We start from the raw sequence: 411 nt of genomic DNA, 5'->3' as shown, positions 1-411 counted from the left end.
ATCGCCGCCTGCACGGGGTCGGTGCGCAGCAGACGCGTGTGCACCTGTTCGTTGATCCGTACGGATTCCCGACCGTGCCCCTGGCGCCAGGCCGCCGAGGCGTACACGGCAAGATCGTCGGTGTCGAGGGTCTGCACCCCGTCGACGAGGCTGAAGGATTCGTAGCTGGTGCGCCAGTCATTTCGGCGATACGCCGTGCGGGCCACCACCAGCAATTGGGTTCGATCGTCGGCCACAACTCACCGTATCCCGGAGATGGGTGACCAGACCGAGATTCGGCGCCGACGATATCCGAACACTAATTGGACACCTGTCCGGTTTGCATTAAGTTATAGGCATGCCTCAGACAGTGCGTGGTGTGATCTCCCGGAGCAAGAAGCAGCCCGTCGAGTTGGTCGACATTGTCATTCC

At 61.3% G+C, this 411-nt stretch carries 1 pseudogene; it reads right to left on the bottom strand.

Annotated features, from left to right (window positions below):
• Positions 1 to 236: pseudogene (locus RNB18_RS52925) on the bottom strand (hypothetical protein); the annotation flags it as partial.
• Positions 237 to 411 lie beyond the last annotated feature (175 nt).

It is taken from the genome of Streptomyces doebereineriae, from assembly GCF_031845645.1.
Lineage (GTDB): Bacteria > Actinomycetota > Actinomycetes > Streptomycetales > Streptomycetaceae > Streptomyces > Streptomyces canus.
The sequence above is the reverse complement of the archived record's forward strand: the minus strand, read 5'-3'. Positions and strand labels throughout refer to the sequence as shown.